17 protein-coding genes and 1 pseudogene are annotated in these 21,154 nt (G+C 64.3%); 13 read left to right on the forward strand and 5 right to left on the reverse strand.

Annotation, left to right across the window (positions count from 1 at the left end):
- Positions 1-23: 23 nt before the first annotated feature.
- Positions 24-2,120 (reverse strand): bifunctional rhamnulose-1-phosphate aldolase/short-chain dehydrogenase, encoded by a 2,097-nt coding sequence (locus AKL02_RS08920; RefSeq protein ID WP_083077812.1) that lies wholly within the window; start codon positions 2,118-2,120, stop codon positions 24-26.
- Between the two features lie 192 nt (positions 2,121-2,312).
- Between AKL02_RS08920 and AKL02_RS08925 the strand changes: the two genes are divergently transcribed.
- The 7 genes from AKL02_RS08925 to AKL02_RS08955 all read left to right on the forward strand — a co-directional run bounded on the left by AKL02_RS08925 (position 2,313) and on the right by AKL02_RS08955 (position 9,438).
- A complete protein-coding gene (locus AKL02_RS08925) occupies positions 2,313-3,116 on the forward strand; it encodes a DeoR/GlpR family DNA-binding transcription regulator (protein ID WP_083077813.1) in 804 nt (267 codons plus the stop codon).
- A 38-nt stretch (positions 3,117-3,154) separates the two neighbouring features.
- Positions 3,155-4,144 (forward strand): rhamnose ABC transporter substrate-binding protein, encoded by a 990-nt coding sequence (gene rhaS, locus AKL02_RS08930; RefSeq protein ID WP_152843906.1) that lies wholly within the window; start codon positions 3,155-3,157, stop codon positions 4,142-4,144.
- 88 nt (positions 4,145-4,232) lie between these two features.
- Complete coding sequence (locus AKL02_RS08935; RefSeq protein WP_083077814.1) at positions 4,233-5,768, forward strand: sugar ABC transporter ATP-binding protein; 1,536 nt, start codon at positions 4,233-4,235, stop codon at positions 5,766-5,768.
- Positions 5,765-6,754 (forward strand): ABC transporter permease, encoded by a 990-nt coding sequence (locus AKL02_RS08940; RefSeq protein WP_083077815.1) that lies wholly within the window; start codon positions 5,765-5,767, stop codon positions 6,752-6,754. Before AKL02_RS08935 ends, AKL02_RS08940 begins: the two co-directional genes overlap by 4 nt.
- Positions 6,741-7,757, forward strand: a complete 1,017-nt coding sequence (locus tag AKL02_RS08945) for an ABC transporter permease (protein ID WP_408648131.1) — start codon at positions 6,741-6,743, stop codon at positions 7,755-7,757. Before AKL02_RS08940 ends, AKL02_RS08945 begins: the two co-directional genes overlap by 14 nt.
- On the forward strand, positions 7,757-8,071 hold the full coding sequence (rhaM, locus tag AKL02_RS08950; protein ID WP_083077816.1) for an L-rhamnose mutarotase: 315 nt from the start codon (positions 7,757-7,759) through the stop codon (positions 8,069-8,071). Before AKL02_RS08945 ends, rhaM begins: the two co-directional genes overlap by 1 nt.
- A complete protein-coding gene (locus AKL02_RS08955) occupies positions 8,068-9,438 on the forward strand; it encodes an FGGY-family carbohydrate kinase (RefSeq protein WP_083077817.1) in 1,371 nt (456 codons plus the stop codon). Before rhaM ends, AKL02_RS08955 begins: the two co-directional genes overlap by 4 nt.
- 122 nt (positions 9,439-9,560) lie before the next feature.
- On the opposite strand, the gene AKL02_RS08960 is transcribed toward AKL02_RS08955, so the two are convergent.
- Together AKL02_RS08960 and AKL02_RS08965 are read right to left on the reverse strand one after the other, a co-directional pair.
- The gene (locus tag AKL02_RS08960; protein WP_083077818.1) at positions 9,561-10,715 is read right to left on the reverse strand and encodes a low temperature requirement protein A; all 1,155 of its coding nucleotides are present in this window, start codon (positions 10,713-10,715) and stop codon (positions 9,561-9,563) included.
- Positions 10,716-10,812: 97 nt separating this feature from the next.
- Complete coding sequence (locus AKL02_RS08965) at positions 10,813-11,733, reverse strand: alpha/beta hydrolase (protein WP_083077819.1); 921 nt, start codon at positions 11,731-11,733, stop codon at positions 10,813-10,815.
- A 113-nt stretch (positions 11,734-11,846) separates the two neighbouring features.
- Between AKL02_RS08965 and AKL02_RS08970 the strand changes: the two genes are divergently transcribed.
- The 5 genes and pseudogenes from AKL02_RS08970 to AKL02_RS08990 all read left to right on the forward strand — a co-directional run bounded on the left by AKL02_RS08970 (position 11,847) and on the right by AKL02_RS08990 (position 16,092).
- Complete coding sequence (locus AKL02_RS08970; protein ID WP_083077820.1) at positions 11,847-12,740, forward strand: LysR family transcriptional regulator; 894 nt, start codon at positions 11,847-11,849, stop codon at positions 12,738-12,740.
- 143 nt (positions 12,741-12,883) lie between these two features.
- Positions 12,884-13,515: pseudogene (locus AKL02_RS08975) on the forward strand (tyrosine-type recombinase/integrase).
- Positions 13,516-13,933: 418 nt separating this feature from the next.
- On the forward strand, positions 13,934-14,272 hold the full coding sequence (locus AKL02_RS08980; protein WP_232621748.1) for a thiol-disulfide oxidoreductase DCC family protein: 339 nt from the start codon (positions 13,934-13,936) through the stop codon (positions 14,270-14,272).
- The gene (locus tag AKL02_RS08985) at positions 14,269-15,528 is read left to right on the forward strand and encodes an MFS transporter (protein WP_232621749.1); all 1,260 of its coding nucleotides are present in this window, start codon (positions 14,269-14,271) and stop codon (positions 15,526-15,528) included. Before AKL02_RS08980 ends, AKL02_RS08985 begins: the two co-directional genes overlap by 4 nt.
- Positions 15,529-15,537: 9 nt before the next feature.
- Positions 15,538-16,092: a CIA30 family protein gene (locus AKL02_RS08990; protein WP_198453277.1), complete on the forward strand. Its 555-nt coding sequence runs from the start codon at positions 15,538-15,540 to the stop codon at positions 16,090-16,092.
- A 101-nt stretch (positions 16,093-16,193) separates the two neighbouring features.
- Here the strand turns inward: AKL02_RS08990 and AKL02_RS08995 are convergent, their stop codons facing one another.
- Together AKL02_RS08995 and AKL02_RS09000 are read right to left on the reverse strand one after the other, a co-directional pair.
- Positions 16,194-18,560, reverse strand: coding sequence for a YbcC family protein (locus tag AKL02_RS08995; protein WP_083077822.1), 2,367 nt, complete (start codon positions 18,558-18,560; stop codon positions 16,194-16,196).
- A 4-nt stretch (positions 18,561-18,564) separates the two neighbouring features.
- Entirely contained in the window at positions 18,565-20,115 is a 1,551-nt protein-coding gene (locus AKL02_RS09000; protein ID WP_083077823.1) for a proton-conducting transporter transmembrane domain-containing protein, read from the reverse strand.
- A 93-nt stretch (positions 20,116-20,208) separates the two neighbouring features.
- Here AKL02_RS09000 and AKL02_RS09005 point away from each other — a divergent pair, with 93 nt between their 5' ends.
- Positions 20,209-21,102: a LysR family transcriptional regulator gene (locus AKL02_RS09005; protein ID WP_083077824.1), complete on the forward strand. Its 894-nt coding sequence runs from the start codon at positions 20,209-20,211 to the stop codon at positions 21,100-21,102.
- Positions 21,103-21,154: the final 52 nt, after the last annotated feature.

Consider the following 21,154-nt stretch of genomic DNA (forward strand, 5'->3'; position numbering starts at 1 on the left):
TCTCGTGGCTGGGTCCTTCACGCTTAGCGCGTGAAGGCCTGCACGTTGCCGGCATCGACATTGATGATGTTGCCGGTCGATTTTGCCGTTTGCTCGGAGGCGAAGAAATAGGCGGCCTCGGCGATGTCCTCGGGCAGCACGTTGCGCTTGAGCATCGAGCGCTGGCGATACATCTCCTCCAGCCCCTCCTTGTCGGTGCCGTAGGTCGAGGCGCGCTGATCGAGCCATTCGCCCGACCAGATCTTCGAGCCGCGCAGCACCGCATCCGGGTTCACCACGTTCACACGGATACCCGCTTCCGCCCCTTCGAGCGCGAGACAGCGGGCGAGATGGATCTCGGAGGCTTTCGCGGTGCAATAGGCCGACGCGTTCGGGGAGGCGGCGAGGCCGTTCTTCGAGGCCACGAAGATGATCGAGCCGCCGATATCCTGCGCGCGCATCACCTTGAAGGCTTCGCGCGAGACGAGGAAATAGCCCGTCGACAGGATCGACATGTTCTTGTTCCACAGATCGAGCGTGGTGTCCTCGACCGGAGCGGAGGAGGCGATCCCGGCATTCGAGACCAGAATGTCCACCCCGCCGAACTCCACCGCGATATCCGCATAGGCGGCGGCAACTGCGTCCTCGGAGGTCACGTTCATCTCGACCGTGCGAACCATGTCGGCGCCGAAGCTGGCGGCGAGCTGGTCGCGGGTCTTCGTCAGCGCCTCGGTGTCGATATCGGCGAGCATCACGCAGGCGCCCTCGGTCAGGTAGCGCTGCGCCGTGGCCGCGCCGATCCCGCCCGCGCCGCCAGTGACGAGCGCCACGCGGCCTGCCAGCGATTTCGGTTTCGGCATCCGCTGCAGCTTCGCCTCTTCCAGAAGCCAGTATTCGATGTCGAAGGCTTCCTGTTCGGGCAGGCCGACATAGTCGCTGACCGTCGAGGCACCGCGCATCACGTTGATCGCGTTGACATAGAACTCGCCCGAAATGCGGGCGGTCGCCTTGTCCTTGGCAAAGGTGAGCATGCCCACGCCCGGGATCAGATAGACCACGGCGTTCGGGTCGCGCAGAGCCGGACTGTCGTCATGTTTGCAGCGCTCGTAATAGGCGGCGTAATCGTCGCGATACTCGGCCACCTGCTGCGGCAGCCCTTCGAGCACCGCGTCGAGATTGCCTTTGGCCGGATCGAACGCCACGACGAGCGGGCGAATTTTCGTGCGCAGGAAGTGGTCGGGGCAGGAGGTGCCAAGCGCCGCCAGCTCTTCCATCCGGTTAGAATTGACGAATTCCAGCACCGCGTCGTTATCGGTGAAATGGCCCACCATGTGCTGCTTGCCAGAGACCATGCCGCGGATCGCGGGCATCAGGCGGGCGGCGACGGCGCGGCGTGCATCGGGGGCGAGGCTTTCGTGCTTGGTGCCGCCGAAGATCGCCTTGCCGGCGGTCTGTTCTTCGAACCAGCCCATCGCCTTGTTGATGATCTCGAGCGTGAGCTCGTAGCAATCTTTCGCGTCATCGGCCCAGGTGAACAGCCCGTGGCTTTCGAGCACGACACCCTTGGCGTCGGGGTTCTTCTTGCAGAAATCTTCCAGCCACAATCCCAGCTCGTAGCCGGGCTTCTTCCACGGCAGCCAGCCGATCTGGTCGCCGAAGATTTCCTGCGTGAGCTCTTTGGAGTTCTTCGACGCAGCGATGGCGATGATCGCATCGGGGTGCATGTGATCGACATGCTTCTTGGGCACATAGGCGTGCAGCGGTGTGTCGATCGAAGCCGCGCGCGGGTTCAGGTTGAAGGTGCAATGGGGCAGGTAGCCGACCATTTCGTCCTCGAACTCCACGCCGCGATAGAGGCCTTTGAGCGCCTCGAGCTTCGACATGTAGAGCGTCGCGAACCCGTCCATCTTGATCGAGCCGACATCGCCGCCCGAACCTTTCACCCAAAGCACCTCGACCATATCGCCCGAGAGCGGATCGCGCTCCATCACCTTCGCGGAGGTGTTGCCGCCGCCGTAATTGGTGATCCGCTTGTCGGACCCCAGCAAGTTCGAGCGATAGAGCAGTTTCTCGGCTTCGGACATGTCCTTGGCCTTGGCTTCGTCCCACTTGGACTGAAGCCGCGCGGACGCGGTGTTCATGGTGGTCTCCTCCCGATCGCCCTATGAAAAAGGACGTGATCAATCTGGCTGGAGGCTGGCAGGGCTGCGACGGATTGTCAATCATAAACGATCACAAATGATCATGCTGCGGCTGCATTATGATTTTAATGATCGAAAATGATTGACAATGCCCGTAACCCTGCGCAGTCTTTCGAAACGAGGGAGGACTCGATGCACGAGAAAGAACGCCACAGGATCATTCTGTCTGCGGTTCAGGACAGGCCCGTCGTGACGGTGCCTGACATGTGTGCGCTCACCGGCGCGTCGGAGGCGACGATCCGGCGCGATATCGCGTCTTTGCACGTGGCAAAAAAGCTGCGTCGTGTGCGCGGCGGGGCAGAGGCCCTCAATCCCACGAAGTTCCCCGGGCTGGCCGGGCGTCCCTTCACGCTGAACGAAACGCTCAGGATCGCTCAGAAGCAAGCAATTGCCCGCGCGGCGGTCGAGCTGTGCGACGATGGCGATCCGATCATCATCAATGGCGGCACCACCACCTTCCAGATGGTGCACCCTCTGGCCACGCGCCAGATGCAGATCTTCACCAACAGCTTCCCGATCGCGGAGCACCTGCTGAAGAATTCGAAGAACGCGATCCTGCTGTCGGGCGGTGTCATCTACCGCGAGCAGAATATCGTCCTCAGCCCGTTCGAGAATGACGTGACGCGTAACTTCTACGCCAAGCGGATGTTCATGGGCGCGCAGGGCGTGGGGCCGCTGGGTCTGATGGAGGCGGACCCGCTGCTGATCCAGGCCGAGCACAAGTTGATCGGACAAGCCGATGAACTGGTCGTGCTCGTCGATTCGACGAAATTCCAGAAACGCTCGTCTCTGGTTCTGTGCCCGCTCGACCGGGCGCATACCATCATCACCGATGACGAGATCACCGATCGTGCGGCAGCCATGCTTGAGGCTGCCGGCGTCAACCTGATCGTGGCGCATCCGACCGCCGCGAAGCAGCAAGAAGCCGGAGCCTGAAGCCCCGGCCGCGTCGGAAAACAGGGAGGAGACCTGAAATGAAACTGACCAAACTTGTCACCACCGCTGCTGTGGCGCTGGCCATGATGGCGGGCACGGCGTCGGCGAAGGAGATGCGGATCGCGCTCGTCGTCAAGGCGCTCGGCATCGGCTTCTTCGAGGCCGCTCACAAGGGCGCGGAAGAGGCTGCGAAGGATCTGGGCGACGTGAAGGTGATCTACACCGGTCCGACCGACACCACCGCCGAAGGCCAGATCGAAGTGCTCAACTCGCTGATCGCGCAGAATGTCGACGCGATCGCAGTGACCGCGAACGACACCGACGCGCTCGTGCCGACGCTGAAGAAAGCGATGCAGCGCGGGATCACCGTGATCTCGTGGGATTCCGGTGTCGCAGCCGGTGGCCGCGAGATGCAGCTCAACCCGTCCTCGACCGAGCTGATCGGCAAGATGCTTATCAAGATGGCCGCCGACAACATGCCCGATGGCGGCGATGTCGCGGTGCTTTCGGCCAGCTCGACCGCGACGAACCAGAACAACTGGATCGCGGCGATGAAGGACGACATGGGCAACTATCCCAACATCAACCTCGTCGCGACCGTTTATGGCGACGACCTCGCCGATAAATCCTATCGCGAGGCGAAAGGCCTGATCGAGAAATACCCGAACCTCAAGGCGATCATCGCACCGACCTCGGTGGGCATCGTGGCGGCGGCCAAAGCCGTGACCGATGCGGGCAAGATCGGCGAGATCAATGTGACCGGTCTGGGCCTGCCCTCGGAGATGGCGGCCTATGTCGAGAACGGTGCCTCGAAGAGCTTTGCGATCTGGAACCCGATCGATCTGGGCTATGCCGCGACCGAGATCGCCTACAACCTCGCCAAGGGGAATGCGAAGGCGGAGCCCGGCGCGAAGATCCCGATGGGTCGTCTGGGTGAAGTGACGCTCGACGACAATACCGAGGGCGCGATGGCCGATCCCTTCGTCTATGACAAATCGAACATCGAGCAGTTCAAAGACATCTTCTGATCTTTGAACCGCACGAGCGGCAGGCGCGGGGCCTCGCGCCTGCCCGACACACCCGGCCCTGCGTGGGCCCAATGAATTCAGGCTGATCATGACACAGACAGATCAGAGCCCGGGCGGAGCCCGCGTGCTCGACCTTGAAGGCATCGTGAAAACCTTTCCCGGCGTGAAGGCGCTCGATGGGGTGAACCTGTCGCTCCGGGCCGGCGAGGTCACGGCGCTGGTGGGCGAGAACGGCGCTGGCAAATCGACGATCGTGAAGATCCTGACCGGGATCTACCAGCCCGACGGGGGCGAGATCCTGCTCGATGGTGCGCCGACCCGCTTTCCCGACGCCGATGCCGCCGCGCGCGCCGGTGTCACCGCGATCCATCAGGAAACCGTGCTGTTTGAAGAGCTGACGGTCGCCGAGAACATCTTCATCGGTCACGCGCCGCGCGGACGTTTCGGGATGATCGACTGGGCCGCGATGCGCAAGCGCGCCACCGAGATCCTGCGCTCGATCGGGGCCGATATCGACGCCGAGGTGAAGCTCGCCGATCTCGGGATCGCCTCGCGCCACCTCGTGGCCATCGCCCGTGCGCTCTCGGTCGATGCGCGCGTCGTGATCATGGACGAACCGACCGCCGCGCTCTCGCATAAGGAAATCGAGGAGCTGTTCGAGCTGGTCGATATGCTGAAAAGCCAGGGCAAGGCGATCCTATTCATTTCGCATAAGTTCGACGAAATCTTCCGTGTCGCTGACCGCTATACGGTGTTCCGCGACGGGCAATTCGTCGGTGAGGGAAAGATCACCGATGTGACCCACGACGATCTGGTGAAGATGATGGTGGGCCGCGCGGTCGATCAAGTCTTCCCCAAGCGCACGCCGTCCATCGGCGCGCCGGTCCTGACGGTCGCGGGCTATTCGCACCCGACCGAATTCGAAGACATTAATTTCACCCTGCGACGCGGCGAAATCCTCGGCTTCTACGGGCTGGTCGGCGCGGGCCGGTCGGAATTCATGCAGTCGCTGATCGGGATCACCAAACCGTCGAAAGGCGCGGTGCGTATCGACGATCATGTGCGCGTGATCCGCTCGCCCGCCGCCGCGATCGACGAAGGCATCGTCTATGTGCCCGAAGACCGTGGCAAGCAGGGCGCGATCACCGAATTGCCGATCTTCCAGAACGTCACGCTACCCTCGCTGGGCAAGACGTCGCGGCACGGCTTCACCCGGATGGCCGAAGAATTCGCGCTGGCCCGGACCTATTGCGAACGGCTCGATCTGCGCGCGGCCTCGCTGGATACGACCGTGGGGTCGCTCTCGGGCGGCAATCAGCAGAAGGTGGTCATCGCGAAATGGCTGGCGACGCAGCCGCGGGTGATCATCCTCGACGAGCCGACCAAGGGGATCGATATCGGCTCCAAGGCGGCGGTGCACGACTTCATGGCGGAGCTCGCCGCCGAAGGACTGGCCGTGATCATGGTCAGCTCGGAAATCCCCGAAATCCTCGGCATGTCCGACCGTGTCATCGTGATGCGCGAGGGCCGGATCGTGGCCGAACTGGAAGGCGACGAGTTGTCGCCGGAAGTGCTGGTGCGCCATGCCGCCGGGATCGAAGAGCCGATGGAGGCGGCACAATGAACATTCGCAACATCCCGCGCGAGGCGATCCTCGGGCTTGTCATCGTCGCGCTCTGCGGCGTGATCGCGGCGCGCTTCCCCGCCTTTGTGCGCCCTTCGAACCTGCTCAGCGTCGCGACCGACACCGCGCCCCTGATCATGCTGGCGCTTGGCCAATTCGCGGTGATCCTGACGCGCTGCATCGACCTGTCGGTGGCCGCGAACCTCGCCCTGACGGGGATGATCTGCGCGCTTCTCAACATGGCAATGCCGGGCTTTCCGATGGTGCTGATGCTGGCGCTCGCGCTGATCGTCGGCGCGTTCCTCGGGGCGGTCAACGGGGCGCTGGTGTGGAAAGTCGGTATCCCGCCGATCGTGGTCACGCTCGGCACGATGACGGTGTTTCGCGGTATCATCTTCCTGCTCTCGGGCGGGTCGTGGGTCAACGCGCATGAGATGAGCGACAGCTTCACCCAGTTCCCGCGCATCCCTTTCCTCGGGGTCGAGTTGCTGGCGTGGATCGCCGTTATCGCTGTCACGGGCGTCTACCTGCTGGTGACGCGCACGCCCTTGGGGCGCGCCTTCTACGCGGTGGGCGGCAACCCCCATGCCGCGGTCTATACCGGCATCGACGTGGGGAAGACGCAGGTCCTCGCCTTCGTTCTGTCGGGGGCGCTTGCGGGGATGACCGGCTATCTCTGGGTCGCGCGCTACGCGGTCGCCTATGTCGAGATCGCGAACGGGTTCGAGCTCGACGTGGTCGCGGCCTGCGTCATCGGCGGCGTGGCGATCGCGGGCGGTGCGGGCTCTGTCGGCGGCGTTGTGCTTGGTGCGCTGTTCCTCGGCGTGATCAAGAACGCGCTGCCGGTCGTGAACATCTCGCCCTTCTGGCAGCTCGCGATCTCGGGCGCTGCGATCATCATCGCGGTGGCGCTGAACGCGCGGTCGAACCGGCCCAAGGGGCGCATCATCCTCAAGAAAGCGGAGCATACCCATGAGCCTGTATGAGCCCCATGCGGACATGACTGACACTGGCACCTCGCGGTCGATCCCCGACCGGCTGACCTCGCCGCTGCGCCGCAACCTGCTGGGTTGGGAGAGCTTGCTGTTGATCGTGGGCATCGCGATCTTCATCCTCAACTCTTTCGCCTCGCCCTATTTCCTGAGCGCGTGGAGCCTGTCGGACGCGACCTTCAACTTCACCGAGAAGGCGATGATCGCCTTCGCGATGGCGCTATTGATCGTCGCCGGCGAGATCGACCTCTCGGTCGCCTCGATCATCGCGCTGGCCTCGACCGCGATGGGGGCCGCCGCGACGGCGGGGGCGGGGACGCCGGTTCTGGTGTTGATCGGGCTGGGGACGGGCCTGCTATGCGGTGCGTTCAACGGCGCACTCGTCACGCGGCTCGGGCTTCCTTCGATCGTGGTGACCATCGGGACGATGAGTCTGTTTCGCGGCATCTCTTATATCGTGCTGGGCGACGGCGCCTATCGTGGCTATCCCGCAACCTTCCAATGGTTCGGGCAGGGCTACGTGTTCTGGGTGATCTCGTTCGAGTTCGCGCTCTTCGCCGTGCTCGCGGTGATCTTCGGTATCCTGCTGCACAAGACGAATTTCGGCCGCGCGGTCTATGCTGTGGGCAACAACCCGACGGCGGCCCTGTTCTCGGGTATCCGGGTTCAACGGGTGAAGATGACGCTGTTCCTGCTGACCGGGCTGATGTCCGGGGTGGCTGCGATCTGCCTCACCGCACGGCTGGGCTCGACCCGTCCGTCCATCGCCTTGGGCATGGAGCTCGAGGTGGTCACGATGGTCGTGCTGGGTGGCGTGTCGATCCTCGGCGGTGCGGGTTCGATCCCGGGCGTCGTGATCGCGGCCTTCGTGCTCGGGCTCGTGACCTTCGGGCTGGGCCTGCTGAACGTGCCGGGCATCGTGATGTCGATCTTCACCGGGGCGCTTCTGATCGGGGTCATCGCGCTGCCGCGCCTGATCGCGAAGTGGAGGAAATAATGGAGAAATTCGCCTTTCGGATGCAGCTCAACCCCGGTTGCCGCGAGGAATATATCCGCCGCCATGATGAGATCTGGCCTGAGCTGGTGCAGTTGCTGAAAGAGGCCGGGGTCGAGGATTACTCGATCCATCTCGATCCCGAGACGGACTCGCTGTTCGGTGTGCTCTGGCGGCGTGAGGATCACGGAATGGACGGTCTGCCGGACCATCCGGTGATGCAGAAATGGTGGGCCCATATGGCCGATATCATGGCGACGAACCCGGATAATTCCCCGGTTTCCGTTCCGCTCGAGACCGTGTTTCATCTGAAATGACCGCGCCGCGCCATATCGCCGTGATCGATGTCGGCAAGACCAATGCGAAACTCGCGCTGGTCGATGCCCGAAGCCTCGAAGAGATCGCCGTCGTCACGCGCCCGAACCGGGTGCTGCCGGGGCCGCCCTGGCCGCATTTCGATCTCGAGGGGCACTGGGCGTTTTTTCTCGAGCACCTCAGCGCCTTCCATGCCGAACATGGTGTCGACGCGATCTCGGTGACGACCCATGGCGCCTCGGCGGTGCTGCTGGACGAGGAGCGCCAGCTTGCCGTGCCGATGCTGGATTACGAACACGATGGCCCGGAGGCCAGCGCCGCGGAATATGACCGCCTGCGCCCGGATTTCGCGCGCACCGGGTCGCCGCGGCTTCCGGTCGGGCTCAATCTCGGCGCGCAGCTCCATTGGCAATTCACGACATGGCCGGATCTGCATGACCGGGTCGCGCATATCGTGACCTATCCGCAATATTGGGGTCTGCTGTTGACCGGGAACCTCGCGACGGACGTGACGTCGCTGGGCTGCCATACGGACCTGTGGAGCCCTTGGGAGGCGCGCTTCTCCGAACTGCCGCAGCGCCTCGGGATCGCCGAGAAGATCGCACCGCCACAGCAGCCGGGCAGGGTGCTCGGCACGTTGCGCGACGAACTCGCAGAGCGGACTGGTATCGCCCCGAAGACTCCCGTCATGGTCGGCATCCACGACTCCAACGCGTCGCTGCTGCCCTATCTCGGATCGGAGGAACCTTTCTCCGTCGTGTCCACCGGAACGTGGGTGATCGCGATGGCGATCGGGGCTGCACGCAAGCCGCTTGATCCTGCGCGCGATACGCTGATCAACGTCAATGCGCTGGATGCGCCGGTGCCCTCCGCGCGTTTCATGGGCGGGCGCGAATACGAGTTGCTGCGGGAAGGCAGTGACGCGACGCCCACTCCGCAGGCCTGTGCCAAGATCCTCGCGCAAGGGACGATGATCCTGCCCTCTGCGGTGCCCGGGACAGGACCTTTCCCCGAGCAGGCGCTCAAATGGATCGGCGAGGCAAGAACGCCGACCGAACGGATGGCCGCGATCGACTTCTATCTCGCGATGATGACGGAAAGCTGCCTCGACCTGATCGGTGCGCTCGGTCCAGCGATCGTCGAGGGGCCGTTTGCATCGAACCCGGCCTATCTCGACATGCTCGCAGCCTTGCGGCCCGATGGCGTTCGGGTCGCGCAGTCGGCGACGGGAACATCCGTGGGTGCGGCCTTGCTTGCGCTGCCGGAGAATGCGCCTCCCGAAGCTCGCCCTCATCCACGCCCGGCCCAAGCCGATGCTTTGCAGGCGTATTTCGAGAGATGGCGTGAAGCGATCTTGCACGAGGTCTGATAAGCCGCTGCCAGGAGCCCATAACTGATGTCCTGAGCCGGCCCATAGCGGTCCTCGGTGCGGGGCGGTGCGCCGCGAAAGTCTACGTTGCGTTCAACGGAGCCTCTAACTCAGACAGCGGCTTAGTCGCTTGCGCGAGCGGTGCCTGCGGCTCGCATCGCGGTCAACAGGACCAGCGCTACGGCGGTGACCGAGACCGGAGCGCCAGCGAAAGCGAGGATCGCGACCACAGCGGTCCCGGCCAAGAGCAGGTGCTGGCGCAGCAGACCTTCGCGGAACCTGTCCCGGATGAACCATAATCCGAACAGGTAAAGTGCAACGGGACCTGCGACCCAGCCTGAAGCGGTGGATGCGTCGATCTCGGAATGATGGGTCACGACATCCATCACCGCGCCCAAGCCTGCCGCGACCAGCGCGCCGGCGGCAAAGACGATAACATGGCCGTAGCCCCAGACGATGGCGCGACGAAATTCCGACGTTTCCAAATGGTCTTCGCTTTCAAGGAAATAGAGCCACCACAGAGCGAAGACGATCACCAGCCCCGAGACTGCGGCGAAGATCAGCGGCGCCTCGGCTTGGCCCTCATAGAGATGACCGAACATCAGCGAGATCGAGACCACGACCTCGCCCAGAACGATAATGTTCAACAGGCCGTAACGTTCGATAAGGTGGTGGCGATGCCAAGGCGTCTCGCGGGCGCGCTCGGCCCAGACCGGAACGGCCAGCTCCACCACAAAGATCGCGGCGAACACGGCAAGGAAGGCGGCGTGGTTGGGCGGCATTGCGAAATAAAGCGCGATCCAGAGCGCCTGAGCCACCGCGATGCCGATGGCATAGCGCACCGCCGAGCGCCGATAGTCGGGGTTTGATCGCGCGGCCCGCAGCCACAGCGCGATCATTCCGATGCGCATGATGATCCAGCCGACCAGCGCGTAGCTGAAATCGAGCGAGGTGGTGATGGACTCGACCCCGCCGGCAAAGACCGCGGCTCCGCTCATCACCACCATCGTCAGCAGGATGAACAGCGCATCGCCATTGTCGAAGGCTGAGGCGAACCATGTGAAGTTCATCCAGGCCCACCAAATCACCGCGAACAGGGCGATGAAGTTGAGCAGCATCTCCGGCCCGTGCCCTTCGGAAATCGCGTGGTGTAGCGTCACCGTGACCGAAGCAATGGCGACCACACTGACCAGATCGAAAAACAGTTCGAGCTGCGTGGCCGCGCGGTGGCCCTCGCGCGGATCGCGGGCGATGAGGGGGCGAATTCCTGTGGGCATCGGCGTCTCCTGTCCTCTTTGTCGTCAGGTTGGCACGGATCCCTCTGATGCCAAAGAAAAACCCCGCCCGGGTTTCCGGGCGGGGTCGGTGACTGCGTCACGCTGCCAAATGCTCCTTGAAGAAAGGCGCGAGAACCGAGACCGCCTCGGCCACATATTGCTGACCATCATAGAGCATCATGTGGTTCGCTCCCTCGACGATATGGAAGGCCTTATCGCTGCTGGCGGCGCGCTCGAAGAGATCGTCGCTCATCCATTTGCTGCCTGCCTCGGAGCCAGCCACGATCTGCAGGGGCTGGGTCAGGAAGGTCTCCGCCATGTTGAAAGCGTCGTAGGTGATCAGCTGGGTCAGGCTGCGCGCTGTGCCCCAGCCCGGTGCGGTCGGACATTGCGCACGTTGCGTGTGGTAATACTCCCAAGCCTGACGCAGTTCTTCGCTCGGAGCGTCTTCCTCGTTCAGCGGCGCCATCGGCATTTGCGCGACCGGGTTACCAGCTGCATCCGAGCTGCGCGCCGCCGAGCCGGCCTCAATGTAGGGCATCGCGGCCTCCGAGGGCTGCTCGCCTTCCCAGCCGTTGCGCAGCATGGAGCCGATATTCACGGCGCTGACCGTGCCGACCGCCTTGATCCGGCGATCGTTGATCGCGGCATTGGCGGTGTAGCCAGCTCCGGCACAGACACCGGCAGCGCCGATCCGGTCCGTGTCGATGAAAGGCAGCGTGGTCAGGTGATCTATCACCGCACTCACATCCTCGGTGCGGATATAGGGGTTCTCGAGCTGGCGCACCCCGCCGCCGCTCTCGCCCTGATAGGAGGCGTCATAGGCGATCGTGACGAAGCCCGCACGGGCGAGCTCCGCCGCATAGGTGCCCGCGGTCTGTTCCTTCACACCGCCGCCCGGATGCGTCACGACGATTGCGGGATACTTCCGGGTCTCGTCGAACCCTTCGGGCAGGTTGAGGATGGCCGACATCTCGATGTCGGGATTGTTGGAGTTCGCAAAGCTGATCTTAGTCATGTCTCAATCTCCTTGGGATGGGCCATTTGCCCTTTCGATGGAGACAATATGCGGCCTGGCGCCCAAAGTGATTAGATGGCAAAATCTTAATGGACTTATAAATCAGGTGATGAATGCGGCGAGAGGATATCGCGGATATCTCTGCCTTCGTGATGGTGGCCGAGGCTGGCAGCTTTACCAAAGCCGCCCGACAATTGGGGATTACTCAATCCGCCCTGAGCCAGATCGTGCGAAGGCTGGAGGAACGGCTGGACGTGCGCCTGTTGGCCCGCACCACGCGCTCGGTCGCGCCCACTGCTGCAGGAGAGCGCCTCGTCGCGCGAATGGCACCGATGTTGCGGGACCTTGAAACGGGATTGACCGAGCTGATCGAGACCCGGGACCGGCCCGGCGGCCATATCCGTATCACCAGCGTCGAACATGCAGCGCGGGCTTATGTGCTCCCCGCTTTGGCGCGCCTGCTCTCTGACTATCCCGAGATCACGGTCGAAGTGATTGTCGATTACGGCCTGGTCGATGTGGTCGCTGACAGGTTCGACGCCGGCGTGAGGCTTGGCGCGCAGGTCGAGAAGGACATGATAGCGGTGCGCATCTCGCCCGACATCCCAATGGCCGTTGTCGCGACGCCCGAGCACATCTCGGCGCATGGACGTCCCGAACGGCCCGAAAGCCTCGTTGAGAATCGCTGCATCTGCCTGCGCCTCCCGAGTTCCGAGACGCTCTATTCGTGGCGTTTCGTGGCGGCAGATCGCGAGACCCAAGTGCGCGTATCCGGCCCGGTTATCTCCAACACCGCAGAGCTGATGCACAAGGCGGCGCGCGAGGGGCTCGGCTTTGCCATGCTTCCCGCAGATATGGTTGCGGAAGATCTGCAAGAGGGCCGGCTGGAACAGGTGCTGAGCGATGTGACGGCGCCGTTGCCCGGGTATCACCTTTACTATCCCAATCGTCGCCATGCTTCGCCGGCTTTTCGTCTGCTCGTGGATGCCCTGCGGTATCGTGCGTAGGGATATGATCGGGGGCCAAGTTCTGTGTTCGATTGGCGCACCCGGCGCGGAAAATATCTAAGGACAACCTGAGAAGAGGTAAGACTGGGATGCCAACGCCGGGTTGGTGCTGCGGTAGGGCTGGGTGGATCGGAGGAACCGCCATGCCTACCATGAACCTGCCTGCCATCCGGCCAAACGCCAAGCCTGGAACAAGGGCCGCCTCGTCGGCCAGAAACGTCCGCTCCTTCCAAAGCACGTCTGGGCGATCCGCGTGCGTTTGGAGATCGCCGATAAGGTGCGCGACCTGGCGCTCTTCAACCTCGCCATCGACAGCAAGCTCCGTGGATGTGATTTCGTGACATTGAAGGTCGCTGACGTCTTGGCCGCTGGGCAGGTGAAAGAACGAGCTTCGATCATCCAGAGCAAGACACGGAAGCCGGTTCGGTTCGAAATCACTGTGGGAACCCGCAATTCGCTCGCGGATTGGCTCGACGACCCGATGATGACTGGGTCAGAGTATCTTTGGTCTAGGCGTTTCCATGACCGCCTTCACATCTCAACACGGCAATACGCCCGCCTGGGTCGTGACTGGGTGACCTCCATCGGCCTCGAACCCAGCTCCTACGGCACGCACTCGATGCGCCGCACCAAGGTCGCGCAGATCTATCGGAAGACGGGGAACCTTCGCGCCGTTCAGCTCCTGCTTGGCCATACCAAGATGGACAGCACGGTCCGATATTTGGGGGTCGAATTGGAGGATACGCTTGCGATCTCTGAGGCCGTTGAGATCTGATCCACCGGGCCGCCCTTAGCCGCCCTTTGCACCTAACGCAGCGAATGACAGCTCTGAAGTATTTCGGATCAAAGAAAGCGTTTGGCCCGTTACTGAGAATAATGCTCCGGTCAAACGGCTCGGCTCGGCTCGGCTCGGCTCGGCACGGCGAAAGCGATGCTCATTGTTCGCACTGCGTGCCAACCCGAAGCAACGACGGCTTGCTGGGAGTAGGAGGCGCGTTGACCGCTGTTGTGTATACGATCAATGGCGAGCGCTCTCGCCGGGGTATTTTGGAGAAGCTCCGTCCGGCAAAAGATCCTCGTATCGTCAAATCGCGTAACACTCATCAACCAAACTGAAGATGGGTGATAGCGTGCGCCATGCTGCGATGCACAAAACCTCCAAGGCGACCGTTTTCTTTGACGGAGGGTGTCCTTTGTGTCGCGCGGAGATCGGTCTCTATGAGGAGACGCCGGGCGCGGAAGCGCTGGCGTTTGTCGATCTCTCCGAGCCGGGCGCGAAACTGCCTGACGGGCTGAGCCGGGACGATGCGCTGGCTCGCTTCCACGTCCGAACCGGGGATGGGCATCTCGTCTCGGGGGCTGCCGCTTTCGCCGAACTCTGGTCGCATCTTCCGCGCTGGCGTGGTCTGGCGCGCATCGCACGGTGGCCGCTCGTCAAGACCCTCCTCGAACTGACCTATCGCGTCTTTCTGAAGCTCCGCCCCGTTATCGTCCGGCTCTTTGTAAGGCTCACGGGGCGGCGCGTCCGATGAGTTCGACGCCGGTGGATCAGCCAAAGGATTATTGGCGTGTGGGCTTTCTCGCGATGGCGCTCGCCACAGCAAGCATCCCGATTTATATCCACCTGCCGAGTTTCGCGGCCACGCGTCTGGACCTGTCGCTCAGTCAGGTCGGGGCGATCCTGCTTTTGATCCGTATCGTGGACTTCCTGCAAGACCCGCTCTTGGGGTGGATGACCGATCGCTGGACGCGTTACCGTTCTAGCTTCGCGGCGCTCGCGATGGGGCTACTGGCGACGGGCTGCGTCGCGGTTTTTTCACTGCCACCGGAGGGACACCCTGCGCTCTGGCTGACCGGTGGGTTGGTCGTGGCGTTTACGGGCTACAGCCTTGGGACGATCCTAATCTACGGCCAGAGCGCCGCCTTCGCGGGCACGGGGCGGACCCGGGCGCAGCTGAGCCTTGCGAGTTGGCGCGAAACGGGTGTTCTGTTCGGGGTGACGCTCGGGGCGATTGCGCCGACTTTGCTTGCGAACGTCTCCGCGCAGGCTGATGGTTATGTGGCGTTCGGCTGGCTCATCGCGGGTCTGGCTCTGATCGCGATCGTGCTGGCGCGGCCGCTGTGGCGCAAGACGCAAGTGGCGTCGATGCGACTGAACTGGCGGGGGCTGATCGGGTCCGGCGCGGGCTGGCTCCTGCTGCTGGCCTTCGTCAACAGCCTGCCCGTGGCCGTCACATCGACACTTTTTCTGTTCTTCGTGGGAGATCGGCTCGGCCTGCCTGACATGGCCGGTCCTTTCCTCATCCTGTTCTTCGTCGCCGCCGGTGCAAGTGCGCCTGTCTGGGGGCGTCTCGCCCGGCGTGTCGGCGCCCGCCGGGTACTCTTGGCTGCTATGATCCTCGCTATCGTGAGCTTCATCGGCGCATTCAGCCTGCCGCCGGGCGCCGCGTTGTCCTTCGCGGCGATCTGCATCGGCTCGGGCATCGCGCTTGGCGCGGATATGGTGATCCTCTCGGCGCTCTTTGCCGCCGCCCTGTCGCGTGCGGGGCTTCAGGCGGGGCAGGCCTTCGGGATCTGGAACTTCAGCGCCAAGGGGACGCTGGCGATCGCCGCCGGGACCGTGCTGCCGCTGCTTCAGTATTTCGGCTACCAGCCCGATGGCGAGAACAGTCGGAGGGCGCTCGACGCGCTCAATGTCAGCTATGCGCTTGTGCCCTGCGCGCTGAAATTGGCGGCGATCGCCCTCGTGCTTCGTTTGCCGCGTGACATTCTCGACCCCGCAACCTGAGGCTGGAGGATGCCCGTGACCCTCAAATCCCTGCTCCCGATCGCAATGCTGCTTGGCGCGACGATTTCTGCCCGAGGTGAACCGATGCCCCCAGAGACCTTTTCGAACCACCCAGAGACCCGCTGGCGTGTCTTCACCGATACGGTGATGGGCGGCGTCTCGACGGGACAGGTCAGCTTCGAGCGCGAGGGAGCCACGCATTTCGCCCGCCTCAGCGGCAAGGTCAGCACGCAGAACCGTGGTGGTTTCATCCAGATGCAGATGAAACTCGATGCGCCACCAGAGGGCGCGCGCGGTGTGCGGATCGTCATGCGCGGCAATGACGAGGATTACTTTGTTCATCTGCGCAGCCGCGCGATGCTTTTACCCTGGCAGTATTATCAGGCGCGGTTTCATGCCACTGCGGGCTGGACGGAGGTGAAACTGCCCTTCGCGGCGTTCACGCCGTCGGGCGGAATGCTGCGGGCCGAACCTCGCGCGAAGAACCTCAAATCCATCGGCGTGGTTGCCTATGGCAAGGATTATGAGGCCTCCGTCGACGTTAAGGAAATCGGCTTTTACTGAACGCGGACCGGCCGGCGCAACGCAGACCGACGATCGCGCGGCCCGGCCCCTTGCGCCGCAACGAGGGGGCAGGGCCGCGCTTTGATCGTCGACATGTGCGCTCAGGCGGCTCGGATCGCGGGCGGCTGATCTCTCGCGATCCATGCGCCCCGTTCATAGCGCGCGCAGATCCGGCCCGCGTCATCCATCGCCTGCAGCGACAGCCAGCCATTGTCGAAGAGGGTTTTAAGTTGCGGATGCCGCTCCAGCACGCCGGAGATCGCCTCCGTCGGGGCTGCGACGACGACCGAGAGCCGCACAGGATCATGGCGCAACTGTTCCCCGTCATGAAGCGATTGCATCGGCAGGCCGACCCGCAGATCGCCGCCATTGCCCTCAAACACGCCGATACCGCCGACCACGTTGTGCAGAAGCTTGTTGCCTGCCCCGAACACGTCGGGCGCGGTCGCCGAGCCGTGATATTGAAGCGCGATCCAGCTGGTGACCACTGCGGGGGCGGTCAGGATCAGTTCCAGCGTCGCGAAGCCTTCATCCTGCCGCCAATGGTAATCGTGCAGGAAGGCTCGCCCGCCAAGATCACAGCCCAGGCTGCGCTCCCGCGGTGCCACAATGAAGGCACGGCACCCGGCCAGTCCCCATTCGGGGCGCAGCTCGGACCAGTCCTTGCCGCGCCGGGGCAGGTCGGCCCCGGATTCCGCGCGGGGCAGGGCCTGCGCCCGCGCCGTCCGCGCGATTTCGCCCGCCCTCGCGAGCGCCGCCTGCAGTCGCACCAGATGCGCCTGCGGCACCGCGCCGAGCCCTTCGTCGAACAGTTGCAGCGCATCGCTGACCGTGTCATGCAGCCCTGCGACAAAGCGCGTCTCTGGCGGGATCGCGATGCCGTTGCGCGACAGTCCCTTGCGCACCACCGGATCATTGAGCAGCTCGGCCAGAAGCCGCGCGTTCACATCGCCCGCATGGCCGCCGCAAGCCCCGCATTGCAGGGCGCTCGCATGCGGCGCGTTTGTGACATGCGCACCGTGCCCCGCGATCAGCACCACTGGCGCGAAACCGGAGGTAAGCGACATAGCCCGCAACACCCGGCCCGCGAGTGCGATCCGCGCGTCCGAGGGCAGGTCGAGCGCGGGCACGGGGTCAGGGGACGGGGCGTCGTCCTGCGCCATCGCCGACCCGAACAGCTTGCCCAGATAGAGTGGTCCGGCCGCCTCCACGAAGGCGAAGGACGAGACCGCGGCCAGCTTGAACCGGCCCCAGGCGCGGGTCGCGCGCCGGGTGATCCGTTCCGCCTGATCGGCCTTGCCGCTCACCGCGACCTGCGAGTTGAGCGCCGCCTCCAGCAGCACCGGCGCGCGCGCCTCGCGCTGATCCGAGGCCAGTCCGCGATGTGCGATCGGCAGGCCGAAGAACCCCGCGAAGCCACGTGTCTGCACCCCGGGATCAGCGGATTCCAGCGCCCGCCGGAACGGCTCGGAGCGCACGTCGATGCAGAAGATCGCCTGAATGTCCGGCGTCGGTGCGCCAGCCCTGCCTCCCGAGGTGGGGAGCTTTTCGGCCAGCGCCCGCTCCTCGGCCTGATCGGCAGCCTCCTGCAGGGCCAGATCGATGCGTAGATCGAGGCTCGGCTCCAGCGGCGCCGCATGAGCTTTCAGTGCCTGCGCCCAGGGTGTGGATAGCTTCTCGCCGAAGCTGTCGAGCAGCGCCACCTCCCACGCGAGCCGGATCACCAACATCTCGAACCCCAGCGCGTTGCGTTCGCCCTTCAGCCCATCGGCCCAGCCGAGCCCGCGCACATATTGTGCCCAGCCGCCAAGGCTCATCGCGAGCCGGTGCAGATAGAGCGGTGGCGCCTCGGTGCTCAGACCAAGCCGTCCCGTCAGCTCCGCGAAGGCCGCGCGTGGATCCGTGGGCAGGCTCGCCGCGAAGGCGCAGAAGCCGCGCAGTCCGTGCAAGCCCGGCGTCAGGTCGCGCAGCGCGAACGCCCGCCACGCTTTGAAGGCCGATCCGCCCGGTGCGGGCCAGAGCGCTTGGCCCTTGTCGAAATGCCCGCCAGCCCACAGGCCGACCCGGTCCGCGATCAGCGCGGGCCAATCCTGCCCGGTTTCACGCGCCGCCAGATCGACCAGCGTTGGATCAGGGCAATAGGCGGGCGAAGGGTCATGAAGCGCCCTTTGCACCTGATCGGGCTCGAGCCCGGCCCCGACCGCGGCGGTGGCGATGTCCTGTTTTGTCACGCGCCCGGCCTTGAGCCACGCGGCGATCACCTCGCGCGGTGCGGTGATCCGGGCGCCTGCCACGCGCGCCAGCCGGGTTGCGGCCTGAACGCGGCTCTCTCCGGCCTGGCCGAGGTAGGGGTTCACCGCGACCGTCGCCTCCAAGCCGAAGGCGGGCGGGATCTGTGCCAACGCATCTTCGGCGGCGGCAAAGAGTTGCAGCGTGGCGTCGGGAAACTGATAGCTGTGGAAGCTCATTGCCTTAACCTTTCTTTAGGGGTGTCTGCCCGATCAACCGATCGGTGAGCGCATTGAGATAGAGACCGTTCATCAGATGGACCCGCAGCCCCGCCGCAGCCGGATGGCTGCCCCAGAGCGGGAAGGTCGCCTGCGCCCATGCTGCGAGACCGAAGCCCACGACGGTCAGGAGCATCACCAGCCAGACCAGTGGATCGGCGACGGGCGGCGGCGGCAGGGCGCCCGCCGAGAGCGCATTCGCCCCCCAATGCAGCGCGAAATAGCCAAGGGTCGCGCCCAGAGACATCAGCGTCGTGCGCCAGAACAGAGGCCAGGGTGCGGCCTCCGCCAGCCCCTGCGCGATCAGGTAGGCCACACCGAAGACGAGGATGGCACCGAGCGCGATCGCCTGTGGCGGCTCGTGCCAGAGCCCGGAGAGCGCGAGCGCCCCGCCATAGATCGCAAGCGAGAGCGCGAAAGCACGCAGCACCGCCCCGGCGCCCGGCACCGCGACAGGGCCGGGCCGGTGCTGCTGCGCCACTGCGGCGACCGCGCTGCCGGAGGACAGGAAGGCATGCGCCTTGTAGAGCGAATGCGCCACGATATGCAGAAGCGCCAGCGGGAACAGCGCCAGTCCGCATTGCAGCACCATGAAACTCATCTGCGCGCAGGTGGACCAGGCAAGCGAGGTCTTCACCGCCGATTGCGTTGTGGCCACAGCCGCCGCGATCAATGCGCTAAGCCCGCCGATCAGCGCCAGCACCGCGAGGACGCCGGGCGCGCTCAGCATCACGTCCGCGAAGCGGATCAGCAGGAACCCTCCGGCATTGACCACGCCCGCATGCATCAGCGCCGAGACCGGGGTCGGGGCCTCCATCACCTCGGTCAGCCAGCCATGGGTCGGGATCAGCGCGGATTTGAACACCGCCGCGAGGCCGAGAAGGCCCGCCACGATCCAGAGCGAGGACGACCCGTTTCCGGCGCGCGCGGCCTCGGCGATACGCGCGATGTCGGTGGTGCCGAAACCATACGCGAGCAGGCTCACCGCGATCAGAAGCGCGCCGCTTGCGATCAGCCCGCTCAGGGATTTCTTGCGTGCCGCCCGCTGCGCGCCGGGCCGTTCGGGATAGAACAGCAACAGCCGGTGCAGGCCGGTGCCGACTGCGACCCAGGCGACCATCAGCTGGAACAGGTTGCCCGCCACCACCAGAGCCAGCACACAGGCGAGTGTCAGGCTCATCCAGCCCATGAACCAGCTTTGCCGCGCCTCGCCATCGAGGGCGACCCGCGAGAAGCGCAGCGTCACCCAGCCGACGAAGCCGACCGTCAGCGCCAGCGAGATGCTGACGATATCGCTGCGCGCCGACAGCCCGATGCTCGCCGCGCCAAGGAGCGGGCTCGTCTGAGGCCCTGACAGCGCAAGCGTCACCGCCGCGATGAGTGTCGCGAGCAGCCCCAGCACCGCGGCCAGTTCCGGCCCACGCAGGCGCGCCCCGGCCCGTGTCGCAGGTCGAAGAAGCAGATTTGTCCCGACCGCGATCAAAAGCGCCGAGGGCAGCAGTAGAAGATAGGACATGGCAACCTCCATTCCGTTCCGGGGAGAGGTAGCGGTGGTTCATCTTGAATAAAAATTCATTGTTTGCCTCATATCGTTCTGTTTAATGGAACGATGTCGGAGCTGAACTATCATCATCTGCGCTATTTCCACGAGGTTGCGAAGGACGGAAACCTGACGCGCACGGCGGAGCGTTTGAACGTTTCGCAATCGGCGCTCTCGACGCAGATCCGCACATTAGAGGCGCGGATCGGGCACCAGCTGTTCGAGCGCCGCGGTCGCCAATTGGTTTTGACTGAGGTGGGTCATATCACGCTCGACTATTCGGAGCGTATTTTCGAGGCAGGCGAAGAACTTGAAGCCACGTTGCGGCAGGCTTCGGCGGGGCGTCAAGCGGTGCGCATCGGGGCGCTCTCGACGCTTTCGCGGAACTTCCAGATCGGGTTTCTCGCACCGATCATCGGGCGTCAGGATGTGGAGATCGTGCTGCGGTCAGGCAGCGCGAACGTGCTGTTCGAGGCGCTGCAGGCGATGGCGCTCGACGTGGTTCTGACGACCGAGCCGCCCGCCCGTGACGTGTTCTCGAGCTTCATCGCGCATCGCGTCGCAGAACAGAAGGTTCTCTTGCATGGCACGCCGCACCGGCTGCGGCACGCCACGCTTGAGGAGATGCTGCGCGAGGAGCCTGTGATCCTGCCGACCGACAGTTCGATCCGGACCGGGTTCGACAGTCTGATCACGCGACTCGGGCTGCGCCCGCAAGTGGCGGCGGAAGTCGACGACATGGCCATGATCCGCCTTCTGGCCCGGGAGGATGCAGGCCTTGCGATCACGCCCGCGGTGGTTCTGGCCGACGAGCTTCGCGAGGGCTTCCTGGTGACCGCGCCCTTCGATCTCGATATTGGCGAGGATTTCTACGCCGTGACCCTGCAGCGCCGGTTTCCGAACCCGGTGGTTGCGGACATGCTGGAGAAGGCGCGCGAGGCCGAGGCGCCGAGGGCTGACTGACGCCGCAGTCCATCGACCTGTCGGTCCTTACCTAACGCCGCTCGGCGGAGGT

It is taken from the genome of Thioclava electrotropha (genome assembly GCF_002085925.2).
Lineage (GTDB): Bacteria > Pseudomonadota > Alphaproteobacteria > Rhodobacterales > Rhodobacteraceae > Thioclava > Thioclava electrotropha.